Origin of the sequence: Elioraea sp., assembly GCF_022842375.1 — a bacterium.
Taxonomy (GTDB): Bacteria; Pseudomonadota; Alphaproteobacteria; order Acetobacterales; family Acetobacteraceae; genus Elioraea_A.
This window is the reverse complement of record NZ_JALHPR010000002.1, coordinates 229,054-255,594: the sequence shown is the minus strand read 5'-3', so window position 1 is coordinate 255,594 and position 26,541 is coordinate 229,054. Positions and strand designations below refer to the sequence as shown.

General features: G+C 68.5%; 28 protein-coding genes. 14 read left to right on the top strand and 14 right to left on the bottom strand.

Annotated features, from left to right (window positions below; all coding sequences use genetic code 11):
* Positions 1-4: 4 nt before the first annotated feature.
* Positions 5-1,018, bottom strand: coding sequence for a calcium-binding protein (locus Q0C38_RS03050; RefSeq protein WP_291295579.1), 1,014 nt, complete (start codon positions 1,016-1,018; stop codon positions 5-7).
* A gap of 77 nt (positions 1,019-1,095) precedes the next feature.
* Positions 1,096-1,740 carry a DUF2272 domain-containing protein gene (locus tag Q0C38_RS03045; protein ID WP_291295578.1) on the bottom strand — a complete coding sequence of 215 codons (645 nt, stop codon included), beginning with the start codon at positions 1,738-1,740 and terminating at the stop codon, positions 1,096-1,098.
* Positions 1,741-1,891: 151 nt separating this feature from the next.
* Between Q0C38_RS03045 and Q0C38_RS03040 the strand changes: the two genes are divergently transcribed.
* Genes Q0C38_RS03040 through Q0C38_RS03025 form a run of 4 tightly spaced genes read left to right on the top strand, consistent with a single transcriptional unit; the run spans position 1,892 to position 5,874 of the window.
* Positions 1,892-2,863, top strand: coding sequence for an aminotransferase class IV (locus Q0C38_RS03040; RefSeq protein WP_291295577.1), 972 nt, complete (start codon positions 1,892-1,894; stop codon positions 2,861-2,863).
* Entirely contained in the window at positions 2,860-3,891 is a 1,032-nt protein-coding gene (locus Q0C38_RS03035) for an extracellular solute-binding protein (protein ID WP_291295576.1), read from the top strand. The genes Q0C38_RS03040 and Q0C38_RS03035 overlap by 4 nt, the downstream gene beginning before the upstream one ends.
* A gap of 22 nt (positions 3,892-3,913) precedes the next feature.
* Complete coding sequence (locus Q0C38_RS03030; RefSeq protein WP_291295575.1) at positions 3,914-5,095, top strand: ABC transporter permease; 1,182 nt, start codon at positions 3,914-3,916, stop codon at positions 5,093-5,095.
* Positions 5,092-5,874: an ABC transporter permease gene (locus Q0C38_RS03025; protein ID WP_291295574.1), complete on the top strand. Its 783-nt coding sequence runs from the start codon at positions 5,092-5,094 to the stop codon at positions 5,872-5,874. The genes Q0C38_RS03030 and Q0C38_RS03025 overlap by 4 nt, the downstream gene beginning before the upstream one ends.
* On the opposite strand, the gene Q0C38_RS03020 is transcribed toward Q0C38_RS03025, so the two are convergent.
* A complete protein-coding gene (locus Q0C38_RS03020; protein ID WP_291295573.1) occupies positions 5,868-6,608 on the bottom strand; it encodes an SDR family NAD(P)-dependent oxidoreductase in 741 nt (246 codons plus the stop codon). The genes Q0C38_RS03025 and Q0C38_RS03020 overlap by 7 nt on opposite strands.
* A gap of 10 nt (positions 6,609-6,618) precedes the next feature.
* On the bottom strand, positions 6,619-7,635 hold the full coding sequence (locus tag Q0C38_RS03015) for a cysteine synthase A (RefSeq protein ID WP_291295572.1): 1,017 nt from the start codon (positions 7,633-7,635) through the stop codon (positions 6,619-6,621).
* Between the two features lie 99 nt (positions 7,636-7,734).
* On the opposite strand from Q0C38_RS03015, the gene Q0C38_RS03010 reads away from it, so the two are divergent.
* Positions 7,735-8,151, top strand: coding sequence for a rhodanese-like domain-containing protein (locus tag Q0C38_RS03010; RefSeq protein ID WP_291295571.1), 417 nt, complete (start codon positions 7,735-7,737; stop codon positions 8,149-8,151).
* A 123-nt stretch (positions 8,152-8,274) separates the two neighbouring features.
* Positions 8,275-8,838 (top strand): D-Ala-D-Ala carboxypeptidase family metallohydrolase, encoded by a 564-nt coding sequence (locus tag Q0C38_RS03005; RefSeq protein ID WP_291295570.1) that lies wholly within the window; start codon positions 8,275-8,277, stop codon positions 8,836-8,838.
* A gap of 3 nt (positions 8,839-8,841) precedes the next feature.
* Here the strand turns inward: Q0C38_RS03005 and Q0C38_RS03000 are convergent, their stop codons facing one another.
* The 4 genes from Q0C38_RS03000 to Q0C38_RS02985 are packed head-to-tail and all read right to left on the bottom strand — an operon-like array spanning position 8,842 to position 11,821.
* Positions 8,842-9,513, bottom strand: a complete 672-nt coding sequence (locus Q0C38_RS03000) for an amino acid ABC transporter permease (protein ID WP_291295569.1) — start codon at positions 9,511-9,513, stop codon at positions 8,842-8,844.
* 3 nt (positions 9,514-9,516) lie between these two features.
* Positions 9,517-10,197: an amino acid ABC transporter permease gene (locus tag Q0C38_RS02995; protein WP_291295568.1), complete on the bottom strand. Its 681-nt coding sequence runs from the start codon at positions 10,195-10,197 to the stop codon at positions 9,517-9,519.
* Between the two features lie 15 nt (positions 10,198-10,212).
* The gene (locus Q0C38_RS02990) at positions 10,213-10,971 is read right to left on the bottom strand and encodes an amino acid ABC transporter ATP-binding protein (RefSeq protein ID WP_291295567.1); all 759 of its coding nucleotides are present in this window, start codon (positions 10,969-10,971) and stop codon (positions 10,213-10,215) included.
* 7 nt (positions 10,972-10,978) lie between these two features.
* Complete coding sequence (locus tag Q0C38_RS02985; RefSeq protein ID WP_291295566.1) at positions 10,979-11,821, bottom strand: transporter substrate-binding domain-containing protein; 843 nt, start codon at positions 11,819-11,821, stop codon at positions 10,979-10,981.
* A gap of 139 nt (positions 11,822-11,960) precedes the next feature.
* Here Q0C38_RS02985 and Q0C38_RS02980 point away from each other — a divergent pair, with 139 nt between their 5' ends.
* Complete coding sequence (locus Q0C38_RS02980) at positions 11,961-12,971, top strand: TAXI family TRAP transporter solute-binding subunit (protein ID WP_291295565.1); 1,011 nt, start codon at positions 11,961-11,963, stop codon at positions 12,969-12,971.
* A 75-nt stretch (positions 12,972-13,046) separates the two neighbouring features.
* The gene (locus Q0C38_RS02975) at positions 13,047-15,071 is read left to right on the top strand and encodes a TRAP transporter permease (protein WP_291295564.1); all 2,025 of its coding nucleotides are present in this window, start codon (positions 13,047-13,049) and stop codon (positions 15,069-15,071) included.
* Here Q0C38_RS02975 and mtnA read toward each other — a convergent pair.
* From mtnA to Q0C38_RS02960, 3 genes are read right to left on the bottom strand one after another with little or no spacing between them, the layout of a single operon-like run.
* Positions 15,053-16,138: an S-methyl-5-thioribose-1-phosphate isomerase gene (gene mtnA / locus Q0C38_RS02970; RefSeq protein ID WP_291295563.1), complete on the bottom strand. Its 1,086-nt coding sequence runs from the start codon at positions 16,136-16,138 to the stop codon at positions 15,053-15,055. The two genes, Q0C38_RS02975 and mtnA, sit on opposite strands and share 19 nt — an antisense overlap.
* Positions 16,139-16,155: 17 nt before the next feature.
* On the bottom strand, positions 16,156-16,635 hold the full coding sequence (locus Q0C38_RS02965; RefSeq protein WP_291295562.1) for a UPF0262 family protein: 480 nt from the start codon (positions 16,633-16,635) through the stop codon (positions 16,156-16,158).
* 6 nt (positions 16,636-16,641) lie between these two features.
* A complete protein-coding gene (locus Q0C38_RS02960; RefSeq protein WP_291295561.1) occupies positions 16,642-17,001 on the bottom strand; it encodes a DUF983 domain-containing protein in 360 nt (119 codons plus the stop codon).
* 202 nt (positions 17,002-17,203) lie between these two features.
* On the opposite strand from Q0C38_RS02960, the gene Q0C38_RS02955 reads away from it, so the two are divergent.
* Positions 17,204-17,887: an aspartate/glutamate racemase family protein gene (locus tag Q0C38_RS02955; protein ID WP_291295560.1), complete on the top strand. Its 684-nt coding sequence runs from the start codon at positions 17,204-17,206 to the stop codon at positions 17,885-17,887.
* Positions 17,884-18,318 carry a hypothetical protein gene (locus Q0C38_RS02950; protein ID WP_291295559.1) on the top strand — a complete coding sequence of 145 codons (435 nt, stop codon included), beginning with the start codon at positions 17,884-17,886 and terminating at the stop codon, positions 18,316-18,318. The genes Q0C38_RS02955 and Q0C38_RS02950 overlap by 4 nt, the downstream gene beginning before the upstream one ends.
* A 178-nt stretch (positions 18,319-18,496) precedes the next feature.
* Here the strand turns inward: Q0C38_RS02950 and Q0C38_RS02945 are convergent, their stop codons facing one another.
* Complete coding sequence (locus Q0C38_RS02945) at positions 18,497-19,477, bottom strand: N-carbamoyl-D-amino-acid hydrolase (protein WP_291295558.1); 981 nt, start codon at positions 19,475-19,477, stop codon at positions 18,497-18,499.
* 136 nt (positions 19,478-19,613) lie between these two features.
* Here Q0C38_RS02945 and Q0C38_RS02940 point away from each other — a divergent pair, with 136 nt between their 5' ends.
* Together Q0C38_RS02940 and Q0C38_RS02935 are read left to right on the top strand one after the other, a co-directional pair.
* A complete protein-coding gene (locus Q0C38_RS02940; RefSeq protein WP_291295557.1) occupies positions 19,614-19,982 on the top strand; it encodes a YciI family protein in 369 nt (122 codons plus the stop codon).
* Positions 19,979-21,199: an RNA polymerase sigma factor gene (locus Q0C38_RS02935; RefSeq protein WP_291295556.1), complete on the top strand. Its 1,221-nt coding sequence runs from the start codon at positions 19,979-19,981 to the stop codon at positions 21,197-21,199. Before Q0C38_RS02940 ends, Q0C38_RS02935 begins: the two co-directional genes overlap by 4 nt.
* Here the strand turns inward: Q0C38_RS02935 and Q0C38_RS02930 are convergent.
* Entirely contained in the window at positions 21,172-22,155 is a 984-nt protein-coding gene (locus tag Q0C38_RS02930; protein ID WP_291295555.1) for an N-carbamoyl-D-amino-acid hydrolase, read from the bottom strand. The two genes, Q0C38_RS02935 and Q0C38_RS02930, sit on opposite strands and share 28 nt — an antisense overlap.
* Positions 22,156-22,159: 4 nt before the next feature.
* A complete protein-coding gene (locus Q0C38_RS02925) occupies positions 22,160-23,554 on the bottom strand; it encodes a dihydroorotase family protein (protein WP_291295554.1) in 1,395 nt (464 codons plus the stop codon).
* A gap of 160 nt (positions 23,555-23,714) precedes the next feature.
* Between Q0C38_RS02925 and Q0C38_RS02920 the strand changes: the two genes are divergently transcribed.
* Together Q0C38_RS02920 and Q0C38_RS02915 are read left to right on the top strand one after the other, a co-directional pair.
* Complete coding sequence (locus tag Q0C38_RS02920; protein ID WP_291295553.1) at positions 23,715-25,364, top strand: MmgE/PrpD family protein; 1,650 nt, start codon at positions 23,715-23,717, stop codon at positions 25,362-25,364.
* Positions 25,365-25,377: 13 nt separating this feature from the next.
* Positions 25,378-26,517 (top strand): bifunctional 2-methylcitrate synthase/citrate synthase, encoded by a 1,140-nt coding sequence (locus Q0C38_RS02915; protein WP_291295552.1) that lies wholly within the window; start codon positions 25,378-25,380, stop codon positions 26,515-26,517.
* The last annotated feature ends 24 nt before the right edge of the window (positions 26,518-26,541 follow it).

Genomic DNA, 26,541 nt, shown 5'->3' with positions numbered 1-26,541 from the left:
GCGCTCAGCCGAAGAGGTAGTCGCCTTCCTCGAGCAGCGTGCCGCCGAGGCCGGAGATCAGCAGCAGCGACAGACCGCCACCATCGCCGTTCATGATGCCGTAGAGGCCCGACGCAGCGTCGATCACAAACAGCGTTGCATCGTCGGCGAAGCCGAGGAGAAGAAGGCTGTCGCCCTCATCGCGGAAGAAGTCGCTGATTACGTCATCGTCGATCTCGCCGTTATTCAGCACGAACACATCGCTTCCGCCGCCGCCGAATACAACATCGGCACCAGCGCCGCCGTCGATCCAGTCTGCGCCGCTGCCGCCGCGCAGGATGTCGCTGCCGTCGCCGCCGAGGATGACGGCCTTGCCCATGCCGCGGACGGTGACGATATCGTCACCGCTTCCGACGTCAATCACGTAACGCGAGAAACGGCCATCGTATGCGGCATTCCACAGAGGGCCGTTGCTGCCTGCATTGTCGCCGAGCACGAGGTCATCGAGCTGCGAGAGCCCGACGGTGGTGACATCGACCCTGTCATCCCCGCCGAAGGTCTCGATCAGCATCAGGTTCGACCAGGTTCCTTCGTTGCTGTGGGAGACGAGCGTGATCCTGTCGTTTCCCTCGCCATCATCGGTGCGGATCAGCCCACGCTTGGCTCCAAGCACGACGATATCGACACCATCGCCATCGGCGCCGGTCAGGTCGATGCGCGTATCGACGAAGTTGGCGACCAGCAGCCTGCCGCCACTGTCCGCATCGAGCGCGCTGCCGGTGACGGAGATGTTCTTCAGCGCGTTCCAGACCCCTGTCTGCTCGACGCGCTGGTACTCGCCGCCGGCGATGGCGAGAGGGTCGGTCGCGAGACGCGCGCCGAGGGTGTCGACCGCGACCGCGCTGCCGGCCTGCCGCGTGCCTGGCGGATCGCCGGCCCAGCCGGTCGAGATCACGAGCCCGCCCTGCGTGTCGGCGAGCCAGATCGACACGGGGTCGAGCAGGAACATCGAGAAGGGGTGGAGGCTGGTTGGCCGCATTGTCGTCTCCCTCACCGTTTTGGTGAGGCTCGCCGACATCGATGAACGGCTGGTAAACGGGACGAAGGCGGCCCGCCTCAGTCGGCTGCGTCGTTTGCGAAGCGCAGCAGCGCGAACCAGTGCCCGCGCAGCTGCGTCGTGTCGGCCATCCTGCCGTGCTCGTCGAGCACCAGGTGCCGGCGCAGCACCGTATCGCCAAGGTTGCCGCCGATGATCTCCGCCGCGCCCGGCCCGGCGGCAACCACGATGTCGCCGTGGCTGGTGAAGGGGTCGATCCGCGGCGCGCTCTCCCATGTTACGGGGATGTCGCGCCCACCATCGCCGATGCCTGCGCGCCACTGCACGATGATGTCGCCGCGGCGGAGCACGGCTCCTGCGGCCGGCAGGGCGCGATAAGGCTGGGCACCGCCGGCCGAGGCGCGGCGGATCGCGTCGCGCGTGTAGCTGCTGTGCCATTCGCAATAGGCGAACCAGGGCGCACCTCCCGTGGCGACCCATGCGCCGGCGCCGATGAACGCGGCCGACCAGGCCCAGCGGTCACCCGCTTCGTCGACCGTTCTGCCATCGACATGGCGGTAATGGGGGCGGCCTGCTGCATCGCCGACGATTCGCCAATACTCGGCGATCCAGCCGTTGCAGGGCTCCTCGTCCTCGAGCCTGCCGAGGAAGCGCGCCTCCTCGCCCTCGGCCCAGGCGGCGAGGCGTTCGGCGGTCGTGTTCATCGGCTCCTCCGCGATCGAGATGCAGCGTTGTCGCGCATGGACGCCCGCGCGTCGAGATGCAGGCTGGTCGACGGGCCGCCGCGTGGCGTTGACACTGGACGCGCGCTGCTCGCACGATGCCGCGAGGCAGCACAACGGACCAGTGAAGCGCGTGATCGATGAGATTCTCGAGGTTCCCGATCACCTGAGCGTCGCGCGCGCCGATTTCTCGCGCGCTCTTGCGTGGATCGACGGAGGCTTCGTGCCGCTTGCCGAGGCGCGCATCCCTGTGCGCGATCTCGGCCTGATGTACGCCGACATGACCTACGATGTCGTGCACACGTGGCGCGGCGGGTTCTTCCGCCTCGATGATCACCTCGACAGGTTCGAGACCTCCTGCGCCGGCCTCAGGCTCGATCCAGGTTTCACGCGTGCCGAACTCACCACGCTGCTTGCCACGCTCGTCGATCGATCGGGGCTCGCTGATGCGCTCGTCTACTTCGCCTGCACGCGCGGCACGGCACCGCCTGGCTCGCGCGACCCGCGGCTCGCCAGCAATCGCTTCTTCGCCTACGCCCAGCCGCTGGTGCTGCGTGGCCAGCCCGAGGAGATGCGGCGCGGCCTGCACGCGACGATCTCCACGACGATCCGCCGCATCCCGGAAACCTCGGTCAACCCGGTGTGGAAGAACACGCATTGGGGCGATTTCACGCGCGCCCTGCTGCTCGCCAAGGATGATGGGTTCGATACCGTGATCCTGCTCGACCACGGCGGCGGTGTCGCCGAGGGGCCCGGGTTCAACGTCGTCGCGGTCACGCGCGAGGGGCTGCTTGCGGCCGATTCCGGGGTGCTCGAGGGCATCTCCTGCCGCACGATGATGGAGATCGCGGGGGAACTCGGCATTCCCGGCCGCTACGGACGGCTCGCGCCGGACGTGCTGCGCGCGGCTGACGAGGCCTTCATCACCTCGACCTCCTGCGGGCTGTTCCCGGTCACGCGCGTCGATGGCGTGCCGATCGGTCCGGGGCGTCCAGGACCTGTGGCGACGCGCCTGCTGAACACCTACTATCGCCGGAAGAATGACGGCTGGAACATCACGCCCGTCGCCAGGCTGCTGGCGTCCGCGGCGGGAAGGGGGACATGAGGATGACGTTTCGCACGCTTGCTGCCGCGGCCCTTGTCGCTGCCCTCGCGCTCCCGGCCGGGGCGCGTGACCTCACGATCGTCGCAGGCGGCGGGCCGCTGCAGAACCACATGCGCGCGACGCTGTTCGAGCCGTTCGCGCGGGCCAACAACATCCGCGTCGCCGACACGTCGTACGACTACAACGTCGGGCCCATCCGCGCGATGGTTCAGGCGCGCAACGTCACGTGGGATGTCGTGATGGTCGAGGCGCCCGATCTCGTGCAGGGCTGCGAGGATGGCGTGTTCGAGCGTATCGACTGGTCAGTCGTGCGCCGCGACAAGTTCCTCCCCGGCGGGGCGACGACGTGCGGCGCGGGCGCCATCGGCTGGGGTGTGGCTGTGTTCTATGACCAGGCGCGCAACGCCACCGGCCCCTCCACCTACGCCGAGTTCTGGGACACGGCGAAGTTCCCGGGCAAGCGGGCGCTGCGCCGCGGCGCGCGCATCACGCTCGAAGCCGCGCTGATGGCTGACGGCGTTGCCGCGGGTGATGTCTATCGCGTTCTCGCCACGCCCGAGGGGCAGCGCCGTGCCTTCGCCAAGCTGGATGCGATCAGGCCTGACCTGATGTTCTGGTCAGGCGGGCAGCAGCCGATCGAGCTGATCAACGCCGGCGAGGTGGCCTACGCCGTCGGCTTCGTCGGGCGGACGACGAATGCGATGCGCGCCGGCTCACGCTACGCGCTCAAGTGGAGCACGCTGCTCTATGCCTATGATTTCTGGGCCGTGGTGCGCGGCTCGCCGAATGCGCAGCAGGCGATGCGCATGATCGAGTTCATCACCGATCCCGCACCGCTTCTCGAGCTGACCAAGCTCTGGCCGATCAACCCGGTGACGGCCGCTGTCGCCACCGACGCCGAGTTGCGGACACGCAACCCGCTGATGATGAGCAATCATGTCGACCAGGGGCTCAACATCTCCACCGAGTTCTGGATCGAGCATGGGCCCGAGCTCGAGCGGCGCTTCGCTGCCTGGCTGAACAGGTAGCAGCCCGCTGGGCAGGCGTGCGGTGAGGGGCCAGAACACGCTCGCGGCCCTTCTCGTCGCGCCGCTCGTACTGCTGATCGCGTGCGTGTTCCTGCTGCCGCTCGGCACGACGCTGTTCACCGCCCTTGCGGACCCGGAGCTGCGCGAGAGCCTGCCGCGCACCCATGCAGCGCTCGTCGCCTGGGATGGCGCCGGGCTGCCTGACGAGACGGCCTTCGCCGCACTCGCCGACGAGCTCGGTGCCGCGCTCGCCGACCGTCGCCTCGGGCGGCTCCTGCAACGGGTGAACTTCGCCAGGCCCGGCACGCGCGCGTTGCTGCTCCGCACCGCGCGGGCGGCCGACACGCTCGCGGCCCCCTACGCCACGGCAATGCCTGCGCTCGATGCGCGCTGGGCTGAGCGTGACACATGGCTCGCGCTGCGCGATGCCTCCGGGCCGCTCACGCCGCTCTACCTCCTGCGCGCGCTCGACCTCGATCTCGCGCCGGGCGGCGGCATCGTCGCGGTGGCGGAGGATGAGCGCCTGTTCCGCACGCTGTTCCTGCGCACGCTCGGTGTCAGCCTTCTCGTCACGGCGCTGGCAATGCTGCTCGCCGCTCCCGTCGCTTGGCTGCTCGCTGGGCTGCCACGGCGCTGGGCAGGGCTTGGGCTTCTCGCCGTCCTCGTTCCCTTCTGGTCATCGATCCTCGTGCGCACGACAGCGTGGTTCGTGCTGTTGCAACGCGAGGGGCCGATCAATGCCGCGATCGTCGCACTTGGGCTGGCGGATGCACCCATCCAACTTGTCGGCACGCGCGTCGCGGTGATCATCGCGATGCTTCACGTGCTGTTGCCCTTCGCGATCCTGCCGGCCTACAGCGTGATGAAGGGGATCGATCGCACGCTTCTCCGCGCCGCCTCATCGCTCGGCGGGTCGCCCGCGCAGGTGGCGTTGCGTGTGTATCTCCCGCTGGCTTGGCCAGGCATCGCGGCGGGTGGCTTCATCGTGTTCCTGCTCGCTGTCGGCTTCTACATCACGCCCGCGCTGCTCGGCGGGCCACGCGATCAGATGGTCGCCTCCTTCATCGCCTTCTTCATCAACCGCGAGGTGAACTGGGGCATGGCCGCGGCACTCTCGGCGCTGCTCATGCTGTTCGCCGCAGCGGCCGTCGTGGCGGCACGCGTGATCGCACCGGGTGCGATGAAGGGGCGGCTTTCGCCGTGAGCGCGCGCATGCTCGGCGCGATGCTTGCTGCCATGGCGCTGCTCGTGCTCGCATTCCTGCTAGCGCCGATGGCCGCGATCATTCCGCTGTCGCTCTCACCGACCGAGGTGATGCGCTTCCCGCCCGATGGGCTGTCGCTGCGCTGGTATCGCGAGCTGCTGTCGTCAGACCGGTGGCTGCTCGCCGGCCGCAACAGCCTGATGGTCGCGCTGGCCACTACGGCGCTGGCAACGAGCCTCGGCACGCTCGCGGCACTTGGGCTGACGCTCGGCCGCTTCCGCGGCAAGGCTGTTGTCATCGCGGCCCTCAGCCTGCCGATCATCACCCCCTCGATCGTGACGGCGGCAGCGATGTTCCTTGCCTTCTCCATGGTGGGGCTCGCCGGAACGTTCGTGGGCCTTGTGCTCGCGCACACGGTCGTTGCCGTTCCCTTCGTGCTGATCGCGGTGCTCGCCGCGCTGAAGGGTTTCGACATGACGCTGCTGCGCGCGGCAGCAGCCTCCGGCGCCGCACCGCATGTCGCGTTCCTGCGCATCATCGTGCCGCTGATCGCGCCGGGCATCTTCACTGGCGCGGTGTTCGCCTTCGCGACGTCGTTCGACGAGTTCATCATCACGCTGTTCATCGCAGGCCCGGCGCAATACACGCTGCCGCGGCAGATCTACGCCTCGGTGCGTGAGTTCCTGTCCCCCACGATCTGTGCCGCGGCGGTGCTGCTGTTCCTCTGCTCCGCTCTGCTGCTCGCCCTCACCGAATGGGCGCGCGGCCGCTCTCAGTAGGTCGCGCGGCCGCCCGACACGTCGAACACCGCACCGGTGGAGAACGACGCCTCGTCAGAGGCGAGCCAGCAGATCATCGCCGCCACCTCGTCGACCAGGCCGAAGCGGCCAAGCGGGATCTTCGACAGCATCCAGCCGATGTGCTGCTCGGTCATCTGCGCGAAGATGTCGGTCTTGACGGCCGCCGGCGTGATGCAATTGACGCGCACCTCGGTTGCCGCGAGCTCTTTGGCGAGTGCCTTTGTCAGACCGATCACGCCCGCCTTCGCCGCCGAGTAGGCGGCGGCATTCGGGTTGCCCTCCTTCCCCGCGATGGAGGCGACGTTGACGATCCGCCCGCGGTTGCGCGCGCGCATGCCCGGAACGACGGCGCGGCAGCAGAGGAACACGCCGGTGAGATCGACATCCACGACGCGCCGCCAGGCATCGACGGGGTAGGTCTCGACCGGCCCGTTGGGCCCCGTGATGCCGGCATTGTTCACGAGAATGTCGACGGGCCCAAGCGTGGCTTCGGTCGCAGCGACCGCGGCGGCGACCGAGGCGTCGTCGGCGACATCCACCCGCATCGCGGCACCACCGAGGCGGGCGGCGACCACCTTGCCCTCACCCTCGTCCATGTCCCAGAGAGCGACGCGCGCGCCCTCTGCCGTGAGCCGTTCCGCCACCGCAAGGCCGATGCCGCGCGCGCCACCGGTCACGGCGGCAACGCGCCCCTCGAAACGTTTCGTCGTCATCACGCTCTCCTCAATTCATCCAGGGCGGGGTGGGAAGCCCCTTGCCGCGCAGGAACTCGGGGTTGAACAGCTTGCTCTGATAGCGCGCGCCGCCGTCGCACAGGATGGTCACCACCGTGTGCCCTGGCCCGAGGCTGCGCGCGACCCTGATCGCTGCCGCCACGTTCAGCCCAGCGCTGCCGCCGATCGAGATGCCTTCGTGGATCGTCAGGTCGAACACCTGCTCGAGTGCTTCCTCGTCGGTCACCTGGATTGCATCGTCGATCGGCGCACCGTCGAGATTGCCGGGCACGCGGCTCTGCCCGATGCCTTCGGTGATCGAGGAGCCTTCGAGAACGAGCTCGCCGCGCGTCTTCCAGGCATAAAGCGCGCTGCCCATCGGGTCTGCGAGAGTGATGCGAACCGACGGCTTCTGCTCCTTCAGCGCAAGCGCCACGCCAGCCAATGTTCCCCCCGTGCCGCAGGCGCAAGTGAACGCATCGACGCGCCCCCCTGTCTGGCCCCAGATCTCCGCCCCAGTGGTGATCCTGTGGCCCTCGCGGTTGGCGAGGTTGTCGAACTGGTTGGCCCAGATCGCGCCGTTCGCCTCGGTGGCCGCCATCTCCCCGGCGAGGCGGCGGGAGACGTGGACGTAGTTGCCGGGGTCCTTGAACGGGGCAGCGGGGACGAGGCGAAGCTCGGCGCCGATCATGCGCAGGAACTCGATCTTCTCCCGGCTCTGCGTCTCGGGCATCACGATCACGCTGCGATAGCCGCGGGCATTCCCGACGAGCGTGAGGCCGATACCGGTATTGCCGGCCGTCCCTTCGACGATCGTGCCGCCGGGCCGGAGCGCGCCGCTTCGCTCGGCGTCGCTGATGATGGCGAGCGCGGCGCGGTCCTTCACGGAGCCGCCCGGGTTCATGAACTCCGCCTTCCCGAGGATCTCGCAGCCCGTTGCCTCGGATGCGCGCCGCAGCCGGATCAGCGGCGTGTTGCCGATCGCGCCGAGCAATCCCTCGGCCGTCCCTGCCCATGCACCTGCCACGCGGCTCCCTCCCTGTTCCCTCAGCCCTCACACGCGCGCTACACAAGCGCCCTTGAGGCCTGGATGCAACCGGGCCGGAGCCAATGGGAGGGACGAGGGATGAGCGAGATCACCCACAGGACGCCGGCAGAGACCTATGCAGCGCTGCGAGACCAGGCTGAGGCCGTGCTCGTCGACGTCCGCACCGATGCGGAGTGGACCTATGTCGGCCTGCCCGACCTTTCCGCGGTGGACAAGCCCGTGCATCGCATTGCCTGGCAGCTCTTCCCGGCGATGACGGTGAACGAGGGGTTCATCGACACGATGCGCGCGGCCGGCATTACGCCAGGCCACCACATCCACTTCCTCTGTCGCTCCGGCGTGCGGAGCCTCGCGGCGGCGAAGCTGGCGGTCGAGGCCGGTTTCCCGCACGCCATCAACATCACCGACGGGTTCGAGGGGCCGCCGGACGAGGCGGGCCATCGGCGAACGAAGGCGGGCTGGATCGCGTCGGGGCTTCCCTGGAAGCAGGGCTGAGGTCACGCACGGCTGCGTGCGCGGGCGGGTGTGAGCCCGCGCACACCGCTCCGCTGCTGAAACGAAAGGGACACATTCTGCGCCCACCCTGCCGCCTGGAACTTGCCTTGGCAGGAGGATGCGATGTCGTTCAACAAGACGCTGTTCGAGGACTTCGTCGGCTCGCTCGGCCTCAACTTCTTCAACGCGAACGAACTTCTTGTCGGCCGCTACCGGCCCGACAACGGGCCGCCGCCGCTGACCCTCTGGCACAACATCGTGCCGACGATCCTTATCCTCGATCACCTGCGCGAGCATCTCGGCGTCGGCGTGAAGTTGATCAGCGCGTATCGCACGGAAGCCTACAACGACCCGTCGAAGAACGCCGGCCGCGCGCCGCTGAGCCAGCACCAGGCCTTCACGGCGATCGACTTCCGCGTCACCGGCATGAAGCCGGACGCGATCGTTCCCATCCTGCGAGGATGGGAGAACAAGGAGTGGTTCTGGTCTCCGATCGATTTCCAGCGCAAGCCCGTGAAGGTGAGCAAGGGCAACATCCCGTTCGGCGAGATGCCGCGGAAAGTCTCGGCAGGCGTGCTCGGGTGCTGGTTCACGTTCCGCGGCTTCGTGAAGCCCTACATGAAGCACAACTTCACCCATCTCGACACACGCGGCGTGCTGGCCGGCGAGGATGACGACGGCGAATAGGCGTCAGCGCCGCGCCACCGCCTTGTGCTCGAGCCTGCTGAGAAGGCGTACGAAGGGCCAGAGCAGCAGGAAGTAGATGATCGCCGCCGCGACGATGGGCGAGGGATTGTAGGTCACGCTCTGCGCCTGGCGGGCCTGGAACAGAAGTTCCGGCAGGGCCACCACCGAGGCGATGGAGGTGAGCTTCACCACTTCGAGCGTGTTCGACACGAGGTCAGGCAGCACGTTGCGCACTGCCTGCGGCAGCACCACCCACGTCATCGTCTGCGCCGCCGAGAGCCCGGTCGAGCGTGCCGCCTCAACCTGGCCGCGAGGAATGCTCTCGATCCCCGCGCGCAGGATCTCGCCGTAGTAGGACGAGGTGTTGAGGAAGAAGCCGATGGCGACGCATCCGAAGGCGCCGATCTCGATGCCGGCGAAAGGCAGGCCGGCATAGATGAACACGAGCAGTACGAGGGGTGGGAAGGCGCGGAAGAAATCCACCCAGGCGATCAGCGGCCAGCGCACAGCTGGGTGGCGGAACACCGACAGCACCGCCAGAAGCACCCCCCCGGCAATCCCGAGCGGGACGGCGACGAGGACGAGCAGCAGCGTCATCCAGAGGCCCTGGAGCAGGATCGGCGAGGCGGCCCTGATCACCTCGACGTTGAAGAAGGTGGCGATGAACTCGTCCATCCCTCAGCGCTTCCAGGCAAAGCGCGTCTCGACCCAGCGGCCGAACGCGACGACGGGAACGAACAGGATGAGATAGGCGATCGCGCCGAGGGTGAGCGGCGAGGGGTTGGACGAGAAGCCGACGGCACCGGACGCGACCGAGAGAATTTCCGCCACCGCGACGACGCTGCCGAGTGCGGTTCCCTTGGTGATGGCGATGGTGCGGTTGGTCAGCGGCGGGATCGACAGCCGGAGCGCCTGCGGCAGCACGACATGGGTGAGGGTCGTTGCGAAGCCGAGGCCTGTGGAGCGTGCCGCCTCCCACTGCCCTTTCGGAACGGCAAGGATTCCGCCCCAGACGATCTCCTCGGCGAAGGCAGCCAGAACGAGGGTGAGGCTGATCCAGGTCGAGACGAAGCCGGAAGGAGCGGCGCCGAGGCTCGGCAGCCCGAAATAGATCAGCACGATGATCACGAGCGGCGGCAGCGCGCGGAACAGGTCGACGAGGAAGATGATCAGCCAGTTCAGCGGGCGGATGCCGAAGCTGCGCACCACCGCGAGCAGGAGCCCAAGTGCCAGGCCGGAAATGACGATGAGCAGCGCAAGCTGGACGGTGAGGAAGAACCCTTCGACGATCCTCGGCAGGTAGGTCGCCATCACCTGTGCGTTGAAGAAGGTGAAGACGAAACGATCCCAGCTATCCATTGCGGCTCAGCACCATCAATGGTCGAGCTGGCGCAGGAAGGCGCGCGTGCGCTCCTGCTCCGGGGCGCCGAAGATCTGCGCCGGCGGCCCTTCCTCGACCACCAGCCCATGGTCCATGAACACCACCCGGTCAGCCGCGGCACGGGCAAAGCCCATCTCGTGGCTGACGACCACCATCGTCATCCCCGCCTCGCGCAAGCTGCGCATGACGGCGAGAACGCCGCCGACGAGTTCCGGATCGAGCGCCGAGGTGGGCTCGTCGAACAGCATGACGCGAGGTTCGAGCGCGATGGCGCGCGCGATCGCGACGCGCTGCTGCTGCCCGCCCGAGAGCTCGAGCGGGTAGGCGTTCGCCTTCTCGGCGAGGCCCACGCGCGCGAGTGCGGCATCGGCGATCTCGTCCGCCTCCGCCCGTCCCTTGCCGAGCACCTTGCGCAGCGCGAGCGTGACGTTGCCGCGCGCCGTCATGTGCGGGTAGAGGTTGAACTGCTGGAACACCATGCCGATGCGCCGGCGCACGGCGTTGATGTCGGTGTGCCTGTCCAGCAGGTCGATCCCGTCGACGATGATGCGGCCGGAAGAGGGCGTCTCCAGCCGGTTGCAGCAGCGCAGCAGCGTGGATTTGCCGCTGCCGGAGGGGCCGATGACGAACACGAGCTCACGTTCCGCCACGGCGAGATCGACGCCCTTCAGCACGTGAAGGGCGCCAAAATGCTTGTGGATGCCCGATGCTGCGACGATGGGCGCGGCGACAATCGGGGCGGGCCCTGTCATCACAGGCTCAGCAGCCACCCGCGTGCGGCGTCGGATCATAGCCAGCGAGTCCTGGCACACCCGAACCGGGGAACGCGACGTTCTCGGCATCGTCGGCTTCTGGCTTGGCGCCGAACCAGCGCTCGGAGAGGCGGGCGATGAAGCCGTCCTGCTTCATGCATTCGAGCACGCGGTCGACCTCGTTGCGCAGCGCGACCGACTGGATCGGGAACGGCGCCGCCCAGTGCGCACGGGTTTCCTTCATCAGGAGATCGGGCACGTATTGCGGTGTGCGGGTGGAAGCGAACTTCACCACCGTGTTGCCGGCGAGGTTGGCATAGGCCCGGCCCGCGATGACCGCCTGAGCGGCATCGGTGTTGGTGTCGTAGGCCTGCACGGTGAAGCCGTACCGCGCGGCGTTCTGCTGCGCCCAGGTGTCATAGGCGCTGCCCTTGTTCACGCTGATCGCCTTGCCGCGCAGCTCCTCGAGGGAGGCGATGGGGGCAGACCCGCGGCGGATGCCGAACTGGAAGGCGGTGTAGAGATAGCCCTCGGTGAACAGCATGTTCTGGGCGCGTTCCGCCGTCGCCGTCGTCGGCGCGCAGAGGAAGTCGTAGCGGCCAGCGTTCATGGCCGGGATGAGGCCGGAGAAGCTTGCGCTGTCCATCGTCAGCGGCCTTCCCATGCGCCTTGCAACCTCGGTGAAGAGGTCAACGTTGAACCCCTCGATGCCGCCGCCGAGCTTCGGCATCGCATGTGGTGCAAAGGTGCCATCGACGGCGCAGCGCAACGGGGCCTGTGCGGTGGCGGGGGTTGCAAGGCTGACGGCAACCAGTGCGGCGAAAGCGACGGAAAGGCGTGCGGTTCGCATCGGAAAGGCCCCCTGCGGTGTTTGCTTCACTGCAGCATTGCGCACACGGGCCAATCCGGCAATCGCGCGGCAACATTGATCCCGCCGGCGTGGGCCTGTAGCGTCCGTGACGGATCGTACAGTCAACGGGAGACTGACCATGAGCATCACTCGACGCACGCTTCTTGCCGCCGCCGCCCTCGTCGGGCTCGCGGCGACGGGCCCAGCCACCGCGCAGGCGCCGCAGTTCTTCCGCATCGGCACCGGCGCGGCGGGTGGCACGTACTATCCGATCGGGGGCATGATCGCGAATGCGATTTCCTGCCCGCCGGGCGCGCCCTGCCGCGAGGCTGGCGGCACGGCTGGCGTGCCCGGCCTCGTCGCGGTCGCGCAGGCGACGCAGGGCTCGGTGCAGAACGTGAACCTGATCCAGTCGGGTGCCGCCGAGAGCGGCTTCTCGCAGTCCGACGTCGCGCACTGGGCGTATACGGCGACGGGCTTGTTCGAGGGGCGCCCGAAGGCCGACAAACTCCGCTTCATCGCGCACCTGTTCGGTGAACAGTTGCATGCGGTGGTACGTCGTGACAGCCCGGTGCAAAGGCTCGAGGACCTGCGCGGAAAGCGCGTGGTCGTCGGTCTCCAGGCCAGCGGTGCGCGCATCGGCTCCGAGCTCGTGCTCGAGGCGGCTGGGCTGCGCGGTGCCTACACGCCGGAGTATCTCGCCGCACAGCAAGGTGTGGAGCGGATGCAGGATCGGGGTCTCGATGCCGTGCTCCAGGTCGTCGCGGCACCCGCTGCGGCATTCACCGAGTTCTGCTCGCGCGCCGGTTGCCGCGTGCTGCCGTTCACCGACGCGCAGATCAACGCGGTGAACCAGCGCGCGCCCTTCTACAGCCGTGGCGTGATCGCCAAGGGCACCTACGAGGGCGTGACCGAGGATGTGCCGACGCTGTCGGTCGGCGCCGTGTGGCTCATCGGCGCCCAGGTGTCAGATGCGCTGGCCTACGAGGTCACCAAGAGCCTCTGGAGCGAGACCACCAAGGGCCTGCTCTCGCGCGGCCACGTGCGTGCGCGTGACATCGTGGCCGAGACGGCGCTGATGGGCCGCGGCGACGTGCCGTTCCATCCTGGTGCCGAGCGCTTCTACCGCGAGGCTGGCCTGCTTCGCTGATCGGCAGCGCCTGCGGGATCAGACGCGGCGGGTGGAGGGTCCCCTCCATCCGCCGCATTCATTGCAGAGGGGCCGATGAGCACGTCGATCGACTATGACAAGGCGGCAGAGCTCGAACGGAAGTACGACCAGGAGCTGAATTTCCGCACGCTGCATGGCGTGCCGGGCCGCATCGTCACCTTCGTCCTCGTCGGTCTCTCCCTCTACCAGTACTATACCGCCGGCTTCGGCCTGCCCGCCGAGCACTGGCACAACGCGATCTATCTCGGCGCCGTTCTCGGGCTGATCTTCCTGCTGTTCGGTGCGGGAAAAACCGACGCCCCTGGCATCATCCCCCGCCTCGCCGGCGTGCCGGTGACGGATTGGCTGCTGGCCGCCCTCTCGCTCGCAGCGGTCTTCTACCTGCCGATCAATTTCAACGAGCTCACCTTCCGGATCGGCGTTCCCAACACGTGGGACCTGATCTGGGGCACGATCCTCATCGTGCTCGTGCTGGAGGCGACGCGGCGATCGATGGGCATCGTTCTGCCGATCATCGTGATGGTGTTCATCTTCTATGGGCTGTTCGGCTATCTCGTGCCTGGTGTTCTCGCCCACCCTGGCGCTAGCTTCGGCAATTTCGTCAGCCAGCTCTACATGACGCAGGAGGGGATCTTCGGCATCCCCATCAAGGTCGTGGCGAGCTTCGTGTTCCATTTCGTCCTTTTCGGCGTGATCGCGACGAAGATGGGCCTCGGCCAGTTCTTCATCGACCTCGCCACGGCCGCTGCCGGCAAGTACCCGGGCGGGCCGGCGAAGGTGTCGGTGCTGTCCTCCGCCTTCTTCGGCACGATCTCCGGCTCCTCGATCGCCAATACGGTGACGACGGGCAGCCTGACCATCCCGGCGATGATGAAGATCGGCTATCGCGGAACCTTCGCCGGCGCGGTCGAGGCGGCGGCGAGTGCCGGCGGGCAGATCACGCCGCCGATCATGGGCGCGGCCGCCTTCATCATGACGGAGTTCCTCGGCGTTCCCTACACGACCATCATCGTCGCCGCGATCGTTCCGGCTTCGATGCACTATCTCGGCGTGCTGATCCAGGTGCATCTCGAGGCCAAGCGCACCGGCATCCGCGGCATGGACGAGAGCGAGCTGCCGCGCGTGTGGCACACCATCAAGCGCGGCTGGCCGACCGTGATCCCGCTGATCATCCTCGTCGGCACGATCATGCGCGGCTACACGCCCTATCTGGCCGCGTTCAACGGCATCACCGCCTGCGTTGTCGTGGGCTTCCTGAACCCGATGCACCGCATCACGCTGCGGGACCTGTGGGACGCGCTGGAGACGGGGGCGAAATATGCGCTGGCCGTGGGTGTGGCGGCGGCGGCTGTCGGCATCGTGGTCGGCGTCATCACGCTGACGGGGGCTGCCTTCCGTCTCTCCTTCGTCGTCACCCAGGCGGCCGGCAACCTTGCGTCGTCGATCCACCCGATCTTCGCGATCCTGCCGTTCGAGCTCGCCAGCCTGCAGGGCATCACGCTGTTCCTGACGCTGCTCTTCGTCGCACTCACCTGCATCGCGATGGGCGCAGGCATCCCGACAACCGCGCTCTATATCGTTCTCGCCGCCATCGCCGCCCCGGCGGTGGAGCAGCTGGGCGTGCCGCCGATCGCGGCCCACCTCTTCATCTTCTACTACGGCCTGCTGGCGGACCTGACGCCACCGGTCTGCGTCGCTGCCTACGCGGCGGCGGGGATCGCGGGCGCGAACCCGTTCAAGACGGGGCTGACCGCCTTCCGCCTCGGCTCGGCCAAGGCGCTCGTGCCGTTCGTGTTCGCCTACTCGCCGGCCATGCTCATCGTCGCCCCCGGGTTCACGATCACCGAGTTCCTGCTGGTCACCGTCTCCTGCGCGGTCGGCGTCTGCGCGCTCGGCGTTGCACTCACGGGCTATGCCTTCGCGCCGATGGGCTGGCTCTCCCGCGCGCCGCTGCTGGCCGCGAGCCTGCTGATGATCGCGCCAGGGCTGACACCGACGCTGATCGGGGCGGCGATCGTCTTCCCCGTGCTCTTGGTCAACTGGCTGGGCGCAAGCCGCAGTCAGCCAGCCTCCGGATAGAGCCCGCGCAGGCCTGCCTCCGAGGCCGCGCACCGCCCGCGCTCGGTGATCAAGCCTGTGACGAGGCGCGCGGGCGTCACGTCGAACGCAGGGTTGGCGGCAGCGCTTCCGGGCGCTGCCACGCGCACGCGCATCGGTGATCCATCCGCCGCCGCACCCGACACATGCGTCACCTCGTCGGCGGATCGTTCCTCGATCGGGATATCGCGCATACCGTCCGCGACCTGCCAGTCGATCGTGCTGTGCGGCAGCGCCACCCAGAACGGCACGCCGTTGTCGTCGGCCGCGAGCGCCTTGAGGTAGGTGCCGATCTTGTTCGCGACATCGCCGTTGCGCGCCACCCTGTCGGAGCCCACGAGAACGATGTCGACCATCCCGTTCTGCATGAGGTGCCCGCCCGCGTTGTCGGCGACAACCGTGTGGGGAACGCCATGCGCGCCGAGCTCGAACGCCGTTAGCGCGGCACCCTGGTTGCGCGGCCGCGTCTCATCCACCCAGACATGGACGGGGATGCCCGCATCATGCGCGGCATAGATCGGCGCGGTCGCAGTGCCCCAGTCCACGGTCGCGAGCCAGCCAGCGTTGCAGTGGGTGAGCACGTTCACGCGCCCCTTGCGCGCGGCGATCGCTGCAAGCAGGGGAGTTCCATGGCGGCCGATCGCGGCACAGGCGGCAGCATCCTCGTCGGCTATCGCAACTGCCTCGTCCCAGGCACGTGCGGCGCGCTCGCGCAGTGGCAGCGCTGCGGCGGCACGTGAGACGCGGGCGAGCGCCCAGGCGAGGTTGATCGCCGTCGGCCGTGTCGCGGCAAGCATCGCGGCCGCTGCGGCGAGCCCGCGGTCGCTGCCGTCATCGCGAAGTGCAAGGGCGAGGCCGAAGGCCGCGGTCGCGCCGATGAGCGGCGCGCCCCGCACCTGCATCGTGCGGATTGCGACCGCGGCGGCCTCGGGCGTCGCGATGTCGACCCACGCGACGCGCCAGGGCAGCAGCGTCTGGTCCAGCACGGAGAAGGAGGCGCGGGTCGCACCTGGCCGGATGCTGCGCGTCGTTTCGCCACCGATCCGCATCGCGCCTCCTCCCGCCCTCAATGCGTGATGCGCTGGTGCAGCACGCAGATCAGGGTGAACAGGCGCCGCGCCGTGTCGAAATCGACCTCGATCTTGCCGTCGAGCCGCGTGCGCAGAAGCTCCGCCGCCTCGTTGTGCAGGCCGCGGCGGCCCATGTCGATCGCCTGGATGCGCCCCTCGCGCCCCTCAGACACGGCCTCGGTATGGGCGTGGACCATGATCAGGTAGTCCTTGATCAGCCGCCGGAACGGACCCATCGCAAGCACGATCGCGGTGATCGGCTCGCCGGTTGCGTGCCGGATATCGAAGGCGAGCCGTCCCTCGACCAGGCCGAGATGCAGCGTGTATGGCCCATCCGGGGCGCCAGCGGGAACGAAGCGGTTCTCGTGCAGCAGGTCGGCCACCGCGGTGGCGCGATCACCCTCGAGCTCATCGTTGAGGCGCATCAGCGTCTCGCCTTCGAGCACGAGCTGCGCGATGCGGCTGCTCTGCGGCATCGCGGATCAGCCCCCCGTGCGCGGCGGGTCGCCTGGGGCATCCGGCCCCTGCTCGCGGCCGGTGAGGCCGAGGCGCATCATCAGCCCCACCGTCGCCCCCTTGACCGGGCGGAGGAACAGCAGCGAGAGAACGAGCGTCATCGGCAGGAAGATCGCAGCCATGACCCAGAGAGCGGGTTCATGCTGGCGCTCGACCATCAGCATCAGGGGAATGACGATGTGCCCGACGATGACGATGGTGAAGTAGGGCGGCGCGTCATCGGCGCGGATGCGGCCGAGCGGGGCCTCGCAATGCGGGCAGCTGTCGCGCACGCGAAGAAACCCGGCGAAGAGTGGCGCCTGGCCACAGATGGGACAGCGGTTCACCGCGCCCCGCCCGAGTGCCGTCCAGAAGGGCGGCTTCGGCCATGCAGGAGCGGGAACCGAACGGCTGCTCGGTTGCCAAGGAACCATCGCGCTGGCGCTTCCTTCTTGTTGCGCTGCACCATGGTGATCGCTTGATGACACTGAAGCAAGCCTGTTGCGCCACACTTGGCGCCGGGGGTGGTTCTCACGCAGAGTGGCGGGCATGTCCGGACGCATCCTCTTCATCAACCCGAACCGTTCCACCGCCTGTGGGGACGGGATCGCGGCAGCGCTCGCGCCGTTCGCGGTGCCTGGCCAGCCGGCGCTCGATGTCGTCTCGCTGCCCGAAGGGCCGCCCGCGATCTATTCGTGGGAGGACTGGTTCGCCGCCGCCGGCCCCATCCTTGCCTGCATCAGGCGAGAGGAGGCGGTGACCGATGCGTTCGTGATCGCCTGCGCGTCCGACCCCGCCCTGCCTGCCGCGCGCGAGGCGACGGCCCGTCCCGTGTTCGGCATGTTCTCCTCTGCCGTGGCACAGGCGCTGGCGCTTGGCGGTACGTTCGGCGTCATCGCGCTGGTGCGCGCCTCCGTCGCCCGGCATGCGCTGGCGCTGCGGCAGATGGGGGTGGAGGGGCGGCTCGCTGCCGAAATCCCGCTGGATGTGACGATGGAGACGCTGCTCGACCCCGTTGCCGTGCGGGCGCGGATGGTTGCGGTCGGCCGCGAACTGGCAGCGTCAGGGGCGGGGGCGATCGTGCTCGGCTGTGCCGGCATGGCGCATCACCGTGCCGCGATCGAGGAGGCGGCTGGCGTGCCCGTGGTCGAGCCCGCACAGGCGGCGGCGGCGGCAGCGCTTGCGCGCGTCCTGCCTGGCCGCTGCGCAGCACTCGGCAAGGCAGCGGAATGAGGATCGCGATAGCGCTGTCCCTCATGCTCGGCATGGGTGGGGCCGCCGCGATGCCGCCACCGCCGGCGAGCCCGGACGCGGACGAGGATCGCGTGCAGGGCGAGGCGCTGGTCGACCAGGGGCGCTTCGCGCTCTCGATCCCCTTCCTGATCGAGGCGACCAAACGTGACCCAATGGTGGCCGACATCCATGTGTACCTTGCCTTCGCGCTGCGCAACGTCGGCCGGCGCGAGGAGGCGGGCGTGCATTATCGCTTCGCGCTCAGGCTTGAGCCCGAGAACCGCTGGGCGCTCGCCTACTACGGCGTGATGCTGCTCGAGGATGATGCGCGCGCGGAGGCTGAGGCGCATCTCGCGACCCTCCGGCGTGTCTGCGAGGCCATGTGCCCGGAGCGTGACGAGCTCGAACGCGCCTTCGCTGCGCGCTCCTGAGCGGTGGCGGTGCCCTCCGCCGCTTCACGACCAGCCCGTCCCACCCACTCTCACCCTCTCCGCCCGAGGGGGAGAGGGGACCGTGTTGCGGGGTGGTGCGGGGCGTTCCCTCTCCCGCTTGCGGGAGAGGACGGGGTGAGGGGGCGGCTGGCGCGCTCCCGCCTCCCCCCGTTCCTGGTCAGACGACCGGCGGCTCGACGGCGCCGACCTGCGCGACGATGCGCTGGTAGTGCTCCGGCCGCCGGTGGGCGGCGAAGTTGAAGATGCTCGTCCGCCCGAGCCGGCACATGTCGAGGTCGCAATCATGCGTCACCAGCTGGTCGTCCCAGCTATCGGCCATTGCGACGATCTCGCCTTGCGGGTTGACGATGATCGAGTGGCCGAAGAGCTCGCACCCATCCTCGATGCCGGCCTTCGCGACGCCCACCCCCCAGGTGGCGTTCTGGTAGCAGCCGGCCTGGATCGAGAGATGGGAGTGGAACACCCGCAGGTGATGCGCCTCCCAGCCCTTGGCGTCCTGGTTGATCGAGGGCGTGTTGTAGCCGAGCAGCACCATCTCGACCGATTGCAGCCCCATCACCCGCCACGCCTCGGGCCAGCGCCGGTCGTTGCAGATCATCATGCCCATGTTCAACCCGTCCGACACGCGCCCCATGCCGGAGCGCACGACGGGGAAGCCAAGGTTGCCCACCTCGAAGAAGCGCTTCTCGAGATGCTGCACCGTCCGCTTCGGGTCGAACTCCGCGTGGCCGGGGAGGTGGACCTTGCGGTACTTCAGGATGATGCGCCCGTCGGGGTTCACCAGGATGGCGGTGTTGAAGCGGCGCGGCCGCACCGTTCCCGTCTCGTCGGCTTCCGTGGTCAGTTCCGCGTAGCCGAGGTGAAAGCCCATGCGGTAGCGGCGGGCCGCCTCGAACAGCGGCGCCGTCTCGTTCGAGGGCATGGCGCTTTCGAACCAGTGGTCGGCGTCGGCGACGTTCTCGGCATAGTGGCGGGGGAAGAAGGTGGTGAGCGCGAGTTCGGGGAACACCATGAGCTCGACGCCGCGCCGGTGCCCCTCCGCCATCAGCGCGAGCATGCGATCGACCGCCACCTGGCGGCTGTCAGCCTTCTGGATCGCGCCGAGCTGCGCTGCGCCAACGGTGATGCGACGTGCCATCCGTCCCTCCTTGCCTTGTCTCTGCAGTCCAGCACGGACCGGGGCACAAGAAAATCCCGCAGCCCTGTCGAAATCGCCGCTACCGCCGCGTCATGATGGTCGAAGCAGCCCGCTTCGCATCACGAGGGGAACACCCATGCACTACATGCTGACGATGCTCGAGACCGCGGCGGCCATGAGCGAGCGTGACCACCCGGAGAAGGCGGAAGGCTACTGGGGCGGGTGGATGGCCTATGCCGAGGCCGTCCGCTTCTCCGGCGTGATGGTCAGCGGCAACGGCCTCCAGCCGCCGGCGACGGCGACGACGCTGCGCATCCGCAACGGCCAGCGTCACGTCGAGGACGGGCCGTTCGCCGAGACCAAGGAGATGATCGGCGGCTACTTCATCATCGACGTTCCCGATCTCGATGCGGCGCTGGCCTGGGCAGCGCGCGCGCCAGCGGCATTGAACGGCGCCGTCGAGATCCGCCCTGTCCTGCCGCCGCCGCCGCCGGCTGCGGCGTGACGGCAGCGACCACCGGGGCGGAGGTCGCGCGTGTGGCGCGGGAGAGCTACGGGCGTCTCGTGGCTCTCCTCGCCGTGCGGACGCGCGACATTGCCGCTGCCGAGGATGCGCTTGGCGATGCGCTGGCCGCAGCACTCTCCACCTGGCCGCGATCGGGCGTGCCTGACCGGCCGGAGGCGTGGCTGCTGACAACGGCGCGGCGGCGTCTGGTCGATGCCGCCCGGGCAGCCGGCGTGCGACGCAATGCCGCGCCTTCGCTCGTCCTCACCTCGCGCGTCGTCGAGGATGTCGGGGAGGATGGCGCGATCCCTGACCGACGGCTCGCGCTGATGTTCGCCTGCACGCATCCGGCCATCGCCACAACGATCCAGGCGCCGCTGATGCTCCAGGTCGTGCTCGGCCTCGACGCCGCGCGGATCGCCGCGGTCTTCCTCGCGAGCCCGGCGGCAATGGGCCAGGCCCTCTCGCGCGCCAAGGCGAAGCTGCGCGATGCGGGCATCCCGTTCTCGGAGTCTGCACCCGAGGAGAGGGCAGCGCGGGTGGGCGCGGTGCGGGATGCCGTCTATGCCGCGCTCGCGCTCGGGCATGGCGATGCGGCTGCTGGGGGCGCGCTGGCGGAGGAGGCGCTCTGGCTCGCGCGCGTGACGGCAGTGGTGTTGCCCGAGGATGCCGAGGTGCTGGGGCTTCTCGCCCTCGCGCTGCATGTCGAGGCGCGCCGCCTCGCACGGCGTGCGGCGGATGGAACCTACGTGCCGCTCGATGCGCAGGACCCGGCGCGCTGGAACCGCGCGATGATCCTCGAGGCGGAGCGCGCCCTCTATCGCGCATCGCCGATGCGAAACCCGGGCCGTTACCAGTTGGAGGCAGCGATCCAGTCAGCCCATGCCGGGCGGCTGTTCGGCCACCCTGCGGAGCCCGGGATGATCGCCCTGCTCTACGAGGCGCTGGTCGCGCACGCGCCCAGCATCGGCGCGCAGGTTGGCCGTGCCGGTGCACTGCTCGCCGCGCGCGGGCCGGAGGTGGCACTCGCCGCGCTCGATGGCATCGCGGGAGCGGAGGCGTACCAGCCCTGGTGGGCGATGCGGGCGGAGATCCTCTCCCGCCTCGGCCATGGCGATGCCGGTGCGGCCTATGATCGGGCCATCGCGCTGGCCGAGGACCACACCGTCCGCGCCTTCCTCCTGAACCGTCAGGCGGGAGGCTCTGCGCCCACCTGATCGACGATGCGGCGGTAATGCTGCGGCCGCCGATGCGCGGCGAAGTCGAACATCTTCGTCTTGCCCTGCAGTGTCGCGTCGAGGTCGCAGTCGGCCACCAGCACCTCGTCGCCCACCGTCTTCGCCTGCGCGACGACGATGCCGTTCGGATCGACGATGCAGGACCCGCCGATCAGCCCCGCGCCATCCTCGTTGCCGGCCTTCGCCACCGCCACCGCCCAGGTCGCGTTCATGTAGGCGTTGGCCTGGGCCGCGAGGGTGGAGTGGAAGGTGCGGAGTTCCTCGCTCTCGCCTTCGCCGCCATTGGGGTCATAGGCGGCGGAGTTGTAGCCGAGCAGCACCATTTCCGCCCCCTGCAGCGCGAGGGAGCGCCATGCCTCCGGCCAGCGACGGTCGTTGCAGATCAGCATCCCCATGATGCCGGCGCCGAGATCGGGGGGCGTGCGGAAGGCGGGGAAGCCGAGGTCGCCATAGGCGAAGTAGCGCTTCTCGAGCTGCTGGTATTTCTGGCCGGTCTTCACCCGTTCCGACCCCGGAAGATGCACCTTGCGGTACTTGCCGATGATCGCCCCATCGCGCCCGGCGAGGATGGAGGTGTTGTAGCCGCGCCGCCGCACCGCCCCGTTGCCGTTGGGGCCGTCGTCGAACGCCGCGCGATCGAGCTCGGCATAGCCAAGGTAGAAGCCGACGCCGAGCGCCTTCGCGCGGTCGAACAGGGGTTGCACGTTCGGGTTCGGCATCGCGGGCTCGAAGTGGGAGAGAAGCTCCGCCTCGTCCTCGATCGGCCAGCGCGGGAAGAAAGTGGTCAGCGGCAGTTCGGGGAATACCGCGAGTGTCGCACCCTTTGCCGCCGCCTCCTCCAGCATGGCGATGAGGCGGGCGAGCGTTGCCGGCCGCGCGTCGGCCCGCTGCACCGGCCCCATCTGGCAGGCAGCGACGCGGACGATCCGTGCCATCGCCTCAGCCCTTCTTCTGGCGCGGCACGAACCGGCCGCTGCCGGCCTTGTTGAGCACCGCCGTGCCGTCCCACACCGCCTGCCCGCGGAGATAGGTGGCGGCGACGCGGCCCGCCATCGCGCGGCCATGATACGGGCTCCACCGGCACTCCGGGCGATCGACGATCATCGCCTCGTCGAACGTGAACGCGCCTTTCTCGATGACGCAGAAATCCGCGTCCGCCCCGATCGCGATGCGCCCCTTCTTGGGCAGCAGGCCGTGGAACCGTGCCGGCTCCTCGGCGCAGTACCTGGCCATCACCGTGGGCGACAGCCCGCGCTCTGTCAGCAGCGAGAACATCAGTGGGGCGAAGCTCTGCAGCCCCGTCAGCCCCGCGCCGCACTTGAAGATGTCGGGGTCCTTCTTCCGGTCGGCGGGCCAGGGGGCATGGTCGGTCGAGACATAGGCGACGGTACCCTTGGCGAGCCTGTCCCACATCCGCTCGACCTCCTCGGCCGTGCGGAAGGGCGGGTTGCACTTGCCGCGCCCGCCGAGGCGGACGATGTCGTCCTCCGTCATGCAGAGATACTGGATGCACGCCTCGCCCGACGCGTTCATGCCGAGGTCGCGGTAGATCGCGGCAAGGTCGAAGCCACGGGCAAGGGAGGAATGCGCGATGTGCACGTGCGCTCCCGTGGCCAGTCCCATCTCGAAGATCGTCACGTTCGCCAGGTTCTCGGCCAGCGGCGGCCGGGTGCGGCAATGCATGATCGGGTCGGTGCGGCCGGAGGCGACCGCCGCGGCCGACAGGCGCTCGACCAGCTCCTGGTCCTCGTTGTGGACCGCGACCATCAGCCCCGTCTCGGCGATCAGCGCGAAGGCGCGTTCCATCTCCGGGTGGTCGATCCGCGGGAAGCGCACCGCGTCATATTCATAGGTGGAGACCTTGAACGAGGTGGCGCCGGCATCGGCCAGCCCCGCGATCGCGCCCGTGCCGCCCTGCTTGGTGATGGTGCCGTAGAGGGAGACATCGACATGCGACGTTGCGTTCACGACATCGACCTTCTCGCGGAAGATCGTGGCATCCGTCACCGATTTCGGCACGTCGTAGGGCATGTCGACGACGGTGGTGACGCCACCTGCCGCGGCTGACCGCGTGGCATGCTCGATGCCCGGCCAGCCCATGGCGGAGGATGTGTGCATGTGGCCATCGACCAGGCCAGGCAGCACCAGCATGCCGCGATGGTCCGACACGGCGCGGGCGGCGGGCGGTGTGCCGGCGCCGATCGCGGCGATCCTGCCATCGCGCACGGCGACGAAGCCGCCAGTGATCACGGTCTCCGACGTGACGATGTCACCGATGATGATGCTGTCGAAGGCGGCATCGGCCTCTGCGGCGTGGCTTGGCGTTGCGGTCATTGGTGGTTTGTCTCCCGGGCGCATGTGGTGCGCTTGCTTCGCTGCAAGCGGCGGGTCTACGTAGGTGCGCCGCCAGTCAAGAACGCATTGCCGTCCTTATCAAGTGAGGGAGCCTCACGCAGGACCGGCAGGCGAAGCCGAGCGAGGAGAGAAGGCACCCATGAAGCTCCATTCCGTCCGCGTCCACCCGTCGAAGGACCTGCTCGCACGCGAGGACCAGCTTGCCTGGAAGATCGCCGGCGTCGCCGTCGACAAGGTGGCGGTGCAGAAGGACGTGGCGGAGATGATCGTGAACAGGATCATCGACAACGCGTCCGTCGCCATCGCCGCCATCAACCGCCGCCCGGTGGTGTCGGCGCGGATGATGGCGCTCTCCCACCCGCGGAAAGGGGGTGCGACAGTGTTCGGCATGCCGGCAGCGACCACGGTGAGCCCCGAGTGGGCCGCCTGGGCGAACGGCACGGCGGTGCGGGAGCTCGACTTCCACGATACGTTCCTCGCGGCGGATTATTCTCACCCCGGCGACAACATTCCCCCCGTGCTCGCCGTCGCGCAGACAGTGGGGCGGTCCGGCAAGGATCTGATCCGCGGGCTTGCCACGTCGTATGAGATCCATGTCGACCTCGTGCGCTCTATCTGCCTCCACCGGCACAAGATCGACCACATCGCCCATCTCTGCCCGGCGGCCGCGGCCGGCATCGGCACGTTGCTCGGCCTGAAGCAGGAGGTGGTGTTCCAGGCCGTGCAGCAGGCGGTGCATGTCAGCTTCGGCACGCGCCAGAGCCGCAAGGGCGAGATCAGCTCATGGAAGGCCTATGCTCCCGCCCATGCCGGCAAGCTTGCCGTCGAGGCGGTCGATCGCGCGATGCGCGGCGAGGGTGCGCCGAACCCGATCTACGAGGGCGAGGACAGCGTCATCGCCTGGATGCTCGCCGGCCGCGAGAACCGCGCCCACACCTACGAGGTGCCGCTGCCCGAGGCGGGCGAAGCCAAGCGCGCCATCCTCGACACCTATACGAAGGAGCACAGCGCCGAGTACCAGAGCCAGGCGCTGATCGACCTCGCCTTCCGCATGCGCGCGCAGATCAAGGACTTCTCGGCGATCGAGAAGATCGTCATCCACACCTCGCACCACACCCACTACGTGATCGGCACGGGCGCGAACGATCCGCAGAAGATGGACCCGAACGCCTCGCGCGAGACGCTCGACCACTCGATCATGTACATCTTCGCAGTCGCGCTCGAGGACGGGCGGTGGCACCACGTCGACAGCTACACGCCCCGGCGGGCCAAGCGCCCCTCCACGGTCGCGCTCTGGCACAAGATCGAGACGACCGAGGATCCAGAGTGGACCCGCCGCTATCATTCGGAAGATCCGAACGAGAAGGCCTTCGGCGCCCGAATCGAGATCCTGTTCAAGGACGGAACGAGGCAGGTCGACGAGATGGCAGTGGCCAATGCCCACAGCCTCGGTGCACGTCCGTTCGCGCGGCCCGACTACATTCGCAAGTTCCAGACATTGACCGATGGGCTGATCACGACGCGCGAGGCGAACCGCTTCCTCGCCGCTGTGCAGGATCTCGCCTCGATCCCCGCGGGCGGTCTCTCGGTGCTGAACGTGGCGCTGCCGCCGAAGGCGCTCACCCTCGCGCCGGGCAAGGGCATCTTCGATGCCGCACTGCCGGCGAAGCCTGGGGCGCAGGCCAAGCGCGTCGAGCGTGCTGCGACTGCGAAGAGCCGCACCGTCGCGCGCAAGAAGGGCCGTGCGACGAAGAAGGCCGTGCGCGCGCCGTCGAAAACCAAGCGCTGAGAGGGGACCGAGCATGAACCAGATCACGAACCCGGAGGTCCACAAGGGCCTCGCCGGCGTGATGGCCGATGTCACGGCCGTCTCGAAGGTGATGCCTGAGACGAACTCGCTCACCTATCGCGGCTATCCGGTGCAGGACCTCGCCGACCAGTGCAGCTTCGAGGAGGTCGCGCACCTGCTCATGGTCGGCACACTGCCGACGCGGAAGGAGCTGAACGCCTTCCGCCGCGCCGAGGTGGCAGAGCGCGGCATCTCCCGCCCGCTGATCCGCGTGATCGAGGAGTTCCCGAAGAAGGCCCACCCGATGGACGCGACCCGCACGGCGGTGTCGTTCATGGGGATGGAGGACCCTGACGGGCAGGACACGTCCGTCGAGGCGACGCGGCGGAAGGCGCTTCGCCTCTACGCCAAGATCCCGACGGCTGTCGCGGCGATCGCGCGCATCCGCAAGGGTCTTCGCCCGATCCGCCCGAAGGCTGAACTCGGCTTCTCTGAGAACATCTTCCATATGTTCTTCGGCAAGGTGCCCGACAAGGCGATCGTGAAGGCGTTCGACGCCTCGATGACGCTCTACGCCGAGCATAGCTTCAACGCCTCGACCTTCACGGCGCGGACGGTGACGAGCACGCAGGCCGACATCCATGCCGCCATCACCGCCGGCATTGCCGCGCTGAAGGGCCCGCTGCATGGCGGGGCCAACGAGGCGGTGATGCACATGCTGAAGGAGGTCGGCACCGCCACGAAGGCGCGCGGCTGGATCGACGACAAGCTCGAGCATCGTGCGCTGGTGATGGGCTTCGGCCATCGCGTCTACCGCACCGGGGACAGCCGCGTTCCCACCATGGCGAAGTACCGCGACCAGGTGGCGAAGCGGATGGGCGGGGAGAAGTGGCTCGAGATCAGCGCCATCCTCGCCGAGGAGATGCTGGCGAAGAAGGCGATCCACCCCAACCTCGATTTCCCGGCAGGCCCCACCTATTACATGATGGGCTTCGACATTCCGTTCTTCACGCCGCTGTTCGTCGCCAGCCGCATCACCGGCTGGTCCGCCCACGTGCTGGAGCAGATGCAGGACAACAGGCTGATCCGCCCACTGTCGCAGTATGTCGGCGAGGCGGAGCGGAGCGTGACGCCGATCCGCGCGCGCGGCTGACATCAGGCCTCGGCGCATTGCAGA